The following is a 9,686-nucleotide window of genomic DNA, read 5'->3' as shown; positions in this document are numbered from 1 at the left end:
GAAAGCGGCTCACGGGCTAAACCGGCATTCTCTGCCGGTGTACTGCGGTGTACGGTTTTGTCAGCCGTTTTTTCAGCAGAAACCGCCTGCGCTTTCCGGCGTGAACGGAATAATGAAAGCCCCATCATAAGCCCTCCACACGCTCACCCGGCAGGGCATACTGCACCTGATGGTAAAACGGAAATACGGTACTGTAGCCCGGCACCGGCAGATTACCGGCCGAGAGATGCGGGAACACATACATCACCATGTCCGGGTTCGGCAGACGCGGAAACTGCTGATGGATCTCACTGTGTTGTGTCCGGGTATACGCGGTGTTCGCCTGCTGACGTCGCGCCGCTTCCTCGTTCGTCAGCCCGCGACGCAGGACGCTGCGGGCAGCTTCCGTCACCGTCCGGTTATCCGCCGTATTCGGGTCAGCCTGTCTGCCTGACCAGATGGCCATCATGTCGCTGTTTCCCGCCGGCAGCAGTTCCTCTTTGGAGGTGGCACAGCCGGCCAGTAAAAACACCAGTGCGCACAGCACACTGCCTTTCATCAGTCTCATAGTATGATCCCTCCCGCTCCCTTCAGAACCGCCCCCCGGCAGGTCAGCCGGGCAAACTCACCGTGACAGTTCAGTTCAGATAATGAAAAAGGCACGCATTGCCAGCCGGCTTTATCCGGCGTCTCTCCTTTAAACACCGTGTACAGCAGACGATCCCAGTCACGGTCCTGCGGGTACGCCTTATTCCCCGGGGCAAACCGGTAAACGGTAATGTCGTTGTCACACAGCGTCACCCGGTGACGGCCGACAGACAGCACAGCCCCACCGGCGGCAACCTGCCACGCCAGCTGTATCGTCGCCGGTGACATGCCGGCAATCAGCTGCTGTTGCTCATCATCAAACACCTGATGGCCGGCCACCGTCAGGCAAAAATGACTTCCGGTGCAACCGGCTTTTCCGGCACTGAACACAAACACCAGCGGAAACGTCACCGGCATCACGGCCTGCGCCCCCGGCTTCGCAAAATACGTCACTCCAGACCTCCTTCCTCACCCGCTGTCAGTGAAAAGCCGTAGTTCACCCGGCGTCCCTGTGATTCATAATCCACCGGGATCTGACGGCTGATATGCACCGCGACTTTCTGCCCCGGCGGCACATACACCGCATCAAAGGTCTGCCCGTAGCGGGATTTCACCCAGTCCGCCACATCCTTAAAACCGCCGCCGATGGCACTGCCCAGCGCGGCTTTTCCCGCATCCCCGGACAGCGAGGAGGTGATACCGTAACCGTTGTTCTGCGCGGTATACTGGCTCTGTGACATCGCATTCCCGGCCGAGGCCGCTGCCGTCAGGGCAAACAGGGTCGGCAGATAGGTGCCGGCATTGGTTTTACGCTCACCGCTGATACACGGGATCCCGCTCTCATCCGAGATCCAGCCGAGCGACCCGCCGTTATTGCGGGCATTCTGTCCGCTGCCGGCCTGACTGCCGCCGTCCGTTCTGTCAGCCGGCTTCGGCACCGTGCGTACCGTGCCGTCCGTAAAAACAAAGGTGATCGAGGTGATATCCCCGCGCACACAGGACAATGTCCAGTCACCGGTGGCCGAGCCGCTGATCACCGCCCCTTCCACATCCGGTAACTCAATGCCGTTCGCCGTGAGGTTGTCTTTTCCCACCACCACCTTGAACGGATACGGATCGGTCACTTTACCGTCAATGGGCACCCGGCCCAGCAATGCCGTCATCGCCTGACTGCCCACCAGGGTGGCATTTTCCGGTATCGTGTAAGCCGGTTCGGTATGGGCCTCCCCGTCCGCTGTGCCGGACAGCGTGCGCTGATTTTTGGCCAGCCGGTCCAGTTCTGCTTTCTGACGGGTAATGGCGTTATCCTCCAGAAAAGACGTCGGAAACGCCGGTTTAGCCGGTTGTCCGTTCACACTCCTTCCCGGTTCAGCCGGCTGAGCATCCTGCGGCTCAGCCCACAACAGCCCGTCTTTCACCGTCAGTCCGCTGCCCTGTGCATCCAGCCCCAGTCCCAGCGGAATATCGCCCTGTCCGCTGCCGGGTACCGCCTGACCACCTGATGCTGTCAGCGTTTCCCCCAGGGTATCCAGACGCCGCATCAGCGTCTGCTGCTCCTGTTGCAGGGCACGCTGCTGACTCTCCGCTTCCTGACGGACAGAGGCCACCGCAGACTGGATCTGCCCCGACACATTCTGCTGCCGGCTGCGCAACTGCGCATTCTCTTCCAGCAGTTTCTCATTTTGTGCAATCAGCTCCGCCTGACGGTCACGCACCGTTTTCATGGTGCCAATCAGCGTCCGCAGCGTATCAGCCGGGGTATCCCCCTCAATCCCGAGCGACTTCAGTTCCCCCGGGTCAAGATCATTAATCGACTGGGACAGACTGTCCTGCCCGCCGTTGCCGGCCGGTGTCTCCGGCTGACAGCTTTTGATACCGATCAGCACCGCCAGCGCCAGTGCGGACGGCACCAGGATTTTGACCAGCGTATTGGATGTCACTTTCATCGGGCTTTCCCTCCCGTTCCCCGGACAGGCGGCTCCGCCGGAAATGCCTTATCCGGTTTGCCTTTCATCACCAGATATACCGTGGTGGTATCCTCCGGTGTGCCCTTCACATCCAGCCACTGATGCTGGAACGTGGCGCTGACAAACTGCCCCTGCAACTGACGGGGATCCAGAATAACTTTCTGAGCGGACTGGTTGGTCAGTTTCACCGCCACCACCCGGTACTCCGCCGCCTGCCAGCCGGCCAGCGGCTGCGCGGTCAGCGGCGCTGACGGGTAGAGTGCCGTCAGTGTTTTGGGTAAGTTCAGCGATAACGTCTGCACACCGGGCACCGGCTCCACGGTTCTTAACGGCGCATACAGACTCTGGGCGGCATAACGGGTCAGTAAGACCGGTAACGGGGCCGGATAACGGGGCTTCGCTTTGTGCTCCCCGGTTCCGGCTGCCGGCGGGGCCGTATTGCCGGTGTTTCCGCCGGTCTGCCCGCTGCGTCTGACGGTCTGACTGTCGCGCTGTGTGCTGACTTCCCCGCTGTACACCACCCGTACCGGCTCCAGCGCCCCTTTACCGGCCGTGGCCGTCACATCCAGCAACAGGATTTCCCCGCTTTCCACATCCTGTAACTGAAGGCGGGTCTGCGGGAACGCCGTTTCCGCCCGCAGATAGACCGCCCCGCCGGTACTCTGGATCCGCAGTTTCTCATTCAGGGACGGCGGAAATCCGACACGCACATTCTTTTCCACAAACACAATGCGCTCTTCCCCCACATGCAGGGACACCGGCAGCGGAATACGCTCCCAGCGGACCAGCTCCACCGCCTGCACCGACAGCGGCAGTGAAACCGCAGAAAACACCGTTGCCGCCCCGAGCGCACAGGCCGTCAGATGACGTTTCAGCTTCATTGACTGACCTCCTTATTCTGATCTGCCGCTTCCAGACGCTGAGGCGTCCCGTCATAGCAGTCCAGCGCCAGACCAAACGGATTGCTTTCCGGATCCCCCTCCCAGCGCACCACTTTCACCGGATAGCGCACCGTTGCCCGCTTGACCGGCTCCGCACTGAAATATTCATCCGCCACCAAATCCAGGCGCACAATCCAGTTATCCCGGTCAATCACCCGGACTTTATCCTCACTGAACCCGCGCCCCGGGATTTCATACACCACCCGGGAACGCCCTTTCAGCTCCCCGAGCGTGGTGCGGTAAGCGGCCTCTTTCTCAAAATACGCCCGGCAGGACGGCGTCAGATAAGCACTGAGCTGCGCAATCTTGCGCGGATAGTCCACCTCGCCGTCTTTCGGCCAGGCATTGAGCTGCTGAAAAATATAAAAGCTGAAGGCGTACACCGTCGGCAGCGGCACTTCCCACCAGGCACGGGTGCTGCCGGACCGTAAATCCGGCGGATTATGGATGGTCAGTTTATCCGGCGCCCGCATCCAGCCGGTAAACGCCACTAACAGACAGAGCACCAGCACCCCGCAGATCACCCGCAGGGTCAGAATATGCTGGTCCCGGTTTTGCAGGGCATGACGGAATTTACTCATGGCGGCCTCCGGCAAAATACCGGCACAGTGACATCGCCTGCGTCCGGCGTAAAAACCAGCCCTGAGACACCGTGATCAGGGATGTTTCGGTCAGCCGCCCGGTCAGCGGCAGGGTGCGGGCAAACCCGGTTTGCAGTTTCCAGGACAACCGGCGGTAGAGATAATTTTCCGGTTTCCCGCGTTTGATGCGGGTCAGAAAGGCGCCGCCGAAAAACACCACCAACAGCGGCATAATCAGTGCGCCGGTCGGCAGGATCACCCAGCCGGCCAGCGGTAACAGCGGGAGAGTGATAACGATCCCGCCGGCACAACCGACACCGGCGGCGGCAAACATTTCATGGGTGGTAAATCCGCGAAAGACAGTGGGTTCCGCATTTAAGCGATCCGGCATAAAATCGATGGTCTGCATCGTGGCCTCCGCTTAAAAAATAATGGTGGCGGCTTTTCCGGCCAGCCAGACGACCGCCACAATCAGGATCACACCGACCACAATAATGGCACCGAATTTACCCCAGCCGGCTTTTTCATCCCGCACTTCATTGAAGGTGGACACCGCCGCCATGGCCACCACAATAAAGGCCACCGCCGCCACAACCAGGCCGCCTATCACAATGCCGTCATTCATATACCCTTTAATCGTATCCATCAGCCCGCCCCCGCCGCCGGAGGAAGGTGGCTCCACCTGCGGCAGCGCGGCATACGCCGGCATCAGACTGAATAAAGCCCATAACGCCATCACTGACGCCCCCATACGGCAGATACCCCGCCCCCAAAACGTATTCATCTTCATAAAATGCCCTTTCATCCTGTAAAATAAAATTAACAACACACTCAGCTGGCAAACATCCAGATGCAGACCACCAGTAATATCACCGCCCGGACAGCAAACTGCCCCAGTCTGGCGGCACGGACACTCTCATTTGCCCAGCCCCGGTAAACATCAACCAGTCCCCAGGCCGCCCATAAAAACAACACCGCCAGTAATGCCCCGATACACAACAGATTCAGCACAGCCGGAGACATCCCCGGACCGGCAGCGGCCTCAAACGCCGCCTGCTGTGACGGATTCATCGCTGCTCCCGGCGGTAATCCCCGCGCAGCGGCTCCGCCACATTCACCGGCACGGAAGGCTGGGCACGGGACGGCTCCAGATAGCGGGCAATCCCCTGCCGGATAATCTCCACCTCTCTGGAGGCGCGGGAATAATCAAAATAAAAACGGGCGGGATTGTCCTGATTTGCCTGAATACGGGCACGCTCCAGGCTGGCCTGGATGTGTTCAAGCTGTTTTAAGGTCAGCGCCAGTTCATCTTTTTCCCCGGCCAGTGCCGGGCACACCAGACAGGCACTGACCACCAGTGCACACAGGGGAGGAAGAGGAGAAAATAATCGCATAACGACTCCTTAAAGACGGTGAATGTGGAGTCAGGGTAAAAAAGGCGGGCAGAAAAAACAGCAAACAATTAGTTTTCCAAAATTTTTAATTTTTTTTTGCTTGCTTTTTGCGAAAATAGATGAAACGAAGAAATAAAAAGTGAGCCTATGAGTCAGACCATCACCCGAAAAACCGGGCATTTTGCCTGGTGTGCACTGGTTGCCCTGCATCTGGCAGAACAGGACGGACAGGTCAAATCCGACATGCAAAAAAACCTGTTTTTAATGCGCTGGCTGGCAACGGCCAAAAAACAACGCCGTTTTGACCGGGACGTTACGCCGGATATTGACTGGTTACTCCAACAGGGACGAACACTGGGTGTCCGGGCAAAACTGCCGCAAAAACTGGATTATCTGTACCGCTCCTGTACCGGCACATTACACGAGCAGAGCGATCTGTTCCGCCTCACTTATGCGTTTGAATCGGCCAAAGAAGCGGGGTTTGCTTATCAGTTGCTGAGTGACAAATCCTGGCACGGACGACATGCGGTGACCCCGGATAAGCACTGTAACGCACTCTACCTGTCCCGGACTGCACTGGAGCAAGCCTTTGATACCAACGGCCATCAGCTCACCCGGCTGCCGGTCAAAATCGGGGGCGATATCAGCGTACTGACTGACATTCTGACACAATGCGGCTGGCTACTTATCCCGGCCGACACACCACCACTTTATTTTCTGCACTCACTCATCCCTCCTGCCGTCTGCGCAGGATAACCCCGTCCTGACGCGCGGCACGCCGCTTGTCTGCTGACAGAGACACACAAAAACAAGTGTTGTGTGTCTCTGTCCAGCGCCTATAAATATTTTTTGAATGAGGCAGTGGCTACTGTCACCGCAAGCCCGAACAGCAGCGCCGCCGGTAACAACACCAGATTCGGGTAAATGGCAGACGGCCAGGACAGATAAATCATACACGGAACAAAAAAGGCCGGTTTGACAAAGCGCTTGGCGTGGTGGTACACAAAACTGGATTCATACCCGGCACCATAACGCCGCAAATCACGCCGGTTAAAGCCTTCCACCATGCCCACTATCAGCACCATAACAAACAGCGGCACAGAGAGCACCAGAATGGTCACCCGGATAAAAAACGTCAGCGTCACATACACTGTCGCCAGCAGATAGTCTCTCAGCTCAGACACCAGCCCGCTCCGCCAGTTATCCAGTTCACGGGCGATCGCATTCCCATTGGCCGATGACACCGGGTAGACGTTCTGCCAGCTGTCCATCAGCCCGGACTCCACAAACAACCACCGGTATGCCTGCTCAACAGTATGCGCCAGCCACTGCGCCGGACTGGACATCAGCAGACTGCGGGTAAACCCTTCCGACAGATACCCGCTCTCGGTTAACATCACCTGCCGGCTGTGCTCCGCTCCCTCTTCTGTCCAGAACAACGCTATCCCTACCCATTCAATCACCAGACTGCATACCCAGGAGGCCAGTAATATCCCGATGATGGCCCACGGCCAGTGCCACACCAGTTTGGTCAGCAAACCGGGTTCTTTTGCCGGGTGACGCGGGGTTTCCTGACGGGCTTCAGCTGTTGCCATCGTTGCCTCCTTCGGTATCCGGTACCATCTCAGTCACGTTCATGCCGCCGGTGTCCGACTGTACATCCGCAAATGGTGTTGCCGTCCACCAGGTTTCGCCGGTGCGGTAATTTTTCTCCATATACTGCGCGATTTTTTGCAAATCCGGTGGCATCAGGGTATCCTCCCCGGCCGCCGGCAGGGGCATCCGGATTTTCCATAACTTTCCGCCTTCCAGCAGGGCAAACGCCTGCCCCTTCGGTAACTGAATAATATCTGCCGGTAACAGCAAGGGTTTCGCCACCATACTGACCCTGTCCTGGGTATTGGAGGTGAAATCACTTCCCTGTCCCGGATTGGAAATATCAGTGATCCCGGATACCAGGGTTTTGGTGTAAATATCCACTTCCGGCAACTGTTCTGTCAGTAATTTTGCGGTCATCAGTTCACGGACGCGTAACATCACCAGGGTGTTAAAGTTACCGGTGACCTGCGCCGATTTGGCGGCATTCCCCAGCCGGGCCTCAATATCAGACCAGGTCTGTGTGTAGGCCGTCACTTCAATCCCCGCGCCCCCGCTCTTGTTCAGTAACGGAATAAATTCATCCCCCATCAGTTCATTAAACTCATCGCAATGCAGGCTGATCGGTAATTTTCCGGCGTGTCCGGCATCCGGCAGACCATCCTCTGTCCCGAATTTATAAATATGCCCGGCTACCGAGACCAAATCCGCAAACATGGAATTCCCCACCGCTGCCGCCACTTCCGCATCCGATAAAGCATCCAGCCCGACATACACAATCCCTTTTTTCCGGATCACCTGCTGCCAGTCAAAAATCGGACGGGGATCCTGCATATTGGTATAATCCGGCGATAACAGGGCTGCGGTTTTTCCGGTGGTCAGTTTTTCCAGTAACGGCAGCAGGGAGGCCACAATTTTATCAAAATAGGTCCGGTCATAACGGATCGCACTGCGCAGCCCGTCCAGGATCGGATCATAGATTTTTTTCCCTTTTTCACTGCTTAACGCCAGCTCTGTTGCCCAGATCGCCACGGCTTTCGGATCACTTTGCAGGTGACGGGGCACATCCTCCACGGTCAGTGCATTCTGCGCATTCTCGATTTGGGCAAACAAATCCGGCAGTTGTGCTTTGATCACCTGCATCGAATACGTCTGATAGAGTTCCCCGATATTGGTGACATAACGTAAAATTTTGGCATAATCCGGACGCTCCCCCAGAGCAACCAGCGCCCGGGCAATAATATTGACAAACCGCCAGGCAAACTCCCGGAACGCCGCACTGTTCCCTTCCCCGGATAACTGGCCGGCCACCCGCCCGGCCACTTCGGATACCCGGCCAAAACGGCCGATGGCGTTATAACGGGCACTGATATCCGGCCAGCCCAGGTGAAAAACGTAAAACTCCTCACTGCGTCCTGCCCGGTGCGCTTCCGCCCACATCCGGCGCAGCAAATCCGCATCCCCTTTCGGATCAAACACTATCGTGATATTGCCCCGTCGGATATCCTGCGTGATCAGCAGTTCCGCCAGACGGGTTTTGCCGACACGGGTGGTCCCCAGTACCAGCATATGACCGACCCGTTCACGCAAATCCATGGTCACATTCACTTCATCCGGCTCCACACCGTGTAACACCGGGTTCCCCCCCACCGGCGGCAACGGGCGGACCGGATTCAGGCGACTGTCTTTCTGCAAAAGCCGGCAAACCGCCGGAAAACGGGATTCAAAACGGAGTTCAAACTGCCGGGCCAGCCGGTAATGTGCCGGCGGCTGAACATACCGCTCCACTTCCGGGCGCCGGGTTTCCAGCAGGCGCTGCGTGTGTTTCTGCTGCCACTGAAACCCTTTTCCCAGAAACAGACGCTGCCGGCTGACCGGCACCTGTGCCGAGGTCACCTGATAACGGGGCAGACGCCGGAGATTCCGGCGGTAACGTAATACCCGGAATCCCTGATGCGCCCGCAGTGCGGAAAAACCGGCAAACGCGCCGGCGGTGACATAACTCACGGACGGCGACAATGCCACTGCCCAGGGGGCCACCGCACACACAAACGCTGCCCCGCCGGACACCAGGGCACTGTTCAGTTCAACGGCCGGTCGCAGCCAGGCCTCTATCACATAACGATCACTCATTCTCTCAGACTCTTTTTTGGGTGTTTCCCGGGGATACGGTGCTCAAAACTTAATCGGTGTTTCCACTGGAAACAGTGCTCAAAACTTAATCGGTGTTTCCACTGGAAACAGTGCTCAAAACTTCACCGGTGTTTCCACTGGAAACAGTGCTCAAAACTTAATCAGTGTTTCCCGGGGAAACGGTGTTCAAAACTTAGCCAGTGTTTCCCGGGGAAACAGTGTTCAAAACTTCACCGGTGTTTCCCGGGGAAACAGTGCTCAAAACTTAATCAGTGTTTCCACTGGAAACAGTGCTCAAAACTTAATCAGTGTTTCCACTGGAAACAGTGCTCAAAACTTAACCGGTGTTTCCACTGGAAACAGTACTCAAAACTTAACCGGTGTTTCCACTGGAAACAGTGCTCAAAACTTAACCGGTGTTTCCACTGGAAACAGTACTCAAAACTTAACCGGTGTTTCCACTGGAAACAGTGCTCAAAACTTAACCGGTGTTTCCACTGGAAACAG

General features: G+C 57.2%; 13 protein-coding genes. 2 read left to right on the top strand and 11 right to left on the bottom strand.

Annotated elements, in window-relative coordinates; genetic code table 11:
• Positions 1 to 124: 124 nt before the first annotated feature.
• The 9 genes from QSH13_RS18015 to QSH13_RS17975 all read right to left on the bottom strand — a co-directional run bounded on the left by QSH13_RS18015 (position 125) and on the right by QSH13_RS17975 (position 5,450).
• Positions 125 to 547, bottom strand: coding sequence for a TIGR03751 family conjugal transfer lipoprotein (locus QSH13_RS18015; RefSeq protein WP_001764979.1), 423 nt, complete (start codon positions 545 to 547; stop codon positions 125 to 127).
• Positions 544 to 1,020 carry a hypothetical protein gene (locus tag QSH13_RS18010; protein WP_001764978.1) on the bottom strand — a complete coding sequence of 159 codons (477 nt, stop codon included), beginning with the start codon at positions 1,018 to 1,020 and terminating at the stop codon, positions 544 to 546. Before QSH13_RS18010 ends, QSH13_RS18015 begins: the two co-directional genes overlap by 4 nt.
• Positions 1,017 to 2,513: a TIGR03752 family integrating conjugative element protein gene (locus tag QSH13_RS18005; protein WP_001764977.1), complete on the bottom strand. Its 1,497-nt coding sequence runs from the start codon at positions 2,511 to 2,513 to the stop codon at positions 1,017 to 1,019. Before QSH13_RS18005 ends, QSH13_RS18010 begins: the two co-directional genes overlap by 4 nt.
• Positions 2,510 to 3,415: a TIGR03749 family integrating conjugative element protein gene (locus tag QSH13_RS18000; protein ID WP_001764976.1), complete on the bottom strand. Its 906-nt coding sequence runs from the start codon at positions 3,413 to 3,415 to the stop codon at positions 2,510 to 2,512. Before QSH13_RS18000 ends, QSH13_RS18005 begins: the two co-directional genes overlap by 4 nt.
• Positions 3,412 to 4,056 carry a PFL_4703 family integrating conjugative element protein gene (locus tag QSH13_RS17995; protein ID WP_001764975.1) on the bottom strand — a complete coding sequence of 215 codons (645 nt, stop codon included), beginning with the start codon at positions 4,054 to 4,056 and terminating at the stop codon, positions 3,412 to 3,414. The genes QSH13_RS18000 and QSH13_RS17995 overlap by 4 nt, the downstream gene beginning before the upstream one ends.
• Positions 4,049 to 4,465: a TIGR03750 family conjugal transfer protein gene (locus QSH13_RS17990; RefSeq protein WP_001764974.1), complete on the bottom strand. Its 417-nt coding sequence runs from the start codon at positions 4,463 to 4,465 to the stop codon at positions 4,049 to 4,051. Before QSH13_RS17990 ends, QSH13_RS17995 begins: the two co-directional genes overlap by 8 nt.
• A 12-nt stretch (positions 4,466 to 4,477) precedes the next feature.
• Complete coding sequence (locus QSH13_RS17985; RefSeq protein WP_349816269.1) at positions 4,478 to 4,792, bottom strand: TIGR03745 family integrating conjugative element membrane protein; 315 nt, start codon at positions 4,790 to 4,792, stop codon at positions 4,478 to 4,480.
• Positions 4,793 to 4,887: 95 nt separating this feature from the next.
• On the bottom strand, positions 4,888 to 5,127 hold the full coding sequence (locus tag QSH13_RS17980) for a TIGR03758 family integrating conjugative element protein (protein ID WP_001764972.1): 240 nt from the start codon (positions 5,125 to 5,127) through the stop codon (positions 4,888 to 4,890).
• A complete protein-coding gene (locus QSH13_RS17975) occupies positions 5,124 to 5,450 on the bottom strand; it encodes an integrative conjugative element protein, RAQPRD family (RefSeq protein WP_001764971.1) in 327 nt (108 codons plus the stop codon). The genes QSH13_RS17980 and QSH13_RS17975 overlap by 4 nt, the downstream gene beginning before the upstream one ends.
• Before the next feature lie 147 nt (positions 5,451 to 5,597).
• Between QSH13_RS17975 and QSH13_RS17970 the strand changes: the two genes are divergently transcribed.
• On the top strand, positions 5,598 to 6,206 hold the full coding sequence (locus QSH13_RS17970; protein WP_001764970.1) for a DUF2913 family protein: 609 nt from the start codon (positions 5,598 to 5,600) through the stop codon (positions 6,204 to 6,206).
• Positions 6,207 to 6,286: 80 nt separating this feature from the next.
• Here QSH13_RS17970 and QSH13_RS17965 read toward each other — a convergent pair whose 3' ends face one another.
• Together QSH13_RS17965 and traD are read right to left on the bottom strand one after the other, a co-directional pair.
• Positions 6,287 to 7,045, bottom strand: a complete 759-nt coding sequence (locus QSH13_RS17965) for a TIGR03747 family integrating conjugative element membrane protein (protein ID WP_001764969.1) — start codon at positions 7,043 to 7,045, stop codon at positions 6,287 to 6,289.
• Positions 7,032 to 9,179, bottom strand: coding sequence for a type IV conjugative transfer system coupling protein TraD (gene traD / locus QSH13_RS17960; RefSeq protein ID WP_001764968.1), 2,148 nt, complete (start codon positions 9,177 to 9,179; stop codon positions 7,032 to 7,034). The genes QSH13_RS17965 and traD overlap by 14 nt, the downstream gene beginning before the upstream one ends.
• Before the next feature lie 16 nt (positions 9,180 to 9,195).
• Here traD and QSH13_RS17955 point away from each other — a divergent pair.
• Positions 9,196 to 9,686: hypothetical protein (locus QSH13_RS17955; protein WP_286039417.1), on the top strand; the 491-nt coding region annotated here is incomplete at its 3' end.

It is taken from the genome of Proteus faecis, from assembly GCF_030286765.1.
In the GTDB taxonomy this organism is placed as follows: Bacteria; Pseudomonadota; Gammaproteobacteria; order Enterobacterales; family Enterobacteriaceae; genus Proteus; species Proteus faecis.
The sequence above is the reverse complement of the archived record's forward strand: the minus strand, read 5'-3'. Positions and strand labels throughout refer to the sequence as shown.

Bases quoted from the DNA above. Each gene is read 5' to 3' on its own strand.
- QSH13_RS18015 (WP_001764979.1), bottom strand. From the start codon at position 547: ATGAGACTGATGAAAGGCAGTGTGCTGTGCGCACTGGTGTTTTTACTG.
- QSH13_RS18005 (WP_001764977.1), bottom strand. From the start codon at position 2,513: ATGAAAGTGACATCCAATACGCTGGTCAAAATCCTGGTGCCGTCCGCA.
- QSH13_RS18000 (WP_001764976.1), bottom strand. From the start codon at position 3,415: ATGAAGCTGAAACGTCATCTGACGGCCTGTGCGCTCGGGGCGGCAACG.
- QSH13_RS17995 (WP_001764975.1), bottom strand. From the start codon at position 4,056: ATGAGTAAATTCCGTCATGCCCTGCAAAACCGGGACCAGCATATTCTG.
- QSH13_RS17990 (WP_001764974.1), bottom strand. From the start codon at position 4,465: ATGCAGACCATCGATTTTATGCCGGATCGCTTAAATGCGGAACCCACT.
- QSH13_RS17985 (WP_349816269.1), bottom strand. From the start codon at position 4,792: ATGGCGTTATGGGCTTTATTCAGTCTGATGCCGGCGTATGCCGCGCTG.
- QSH13_RS17980 (WP_001764972.1), bottom strand. From the start codon at position 5,127: ATGAATCCGTCACAGCAGGCGGCGTTTGAGGCCGCTGCCGGTCCGGGG.
- QSH13_RS17975 (WP_001764971.1), bottom strand. From the start codon at position 5,450: ATGCGATTATTTTCTCCTCTTCCTCCCCTGTGTGCACTGGTGGTCAGT.
- QSH13_RS17970 (WP_001764970.1), top strand. From the start codon at position 5,598: ATGAGTCAGACCATCACCCGAAAAACCGGGCATTTTGCCTGGTGTGCA.
- QSH13_RS17965 (WP_001764969.1), bottom strand. From the start codon at position 7,045: ATGGCAACAGCTGAAGCCCGTCAGGAAACCCCGCGTCACCCGGCAAAA.
- traD (WP_001764968.1), bottom strand. From the start codon at position 9,179: ATGAGTGATCGTTATGTGATAGAGGCCTGGCTGCGACCGGCCGTTGAA.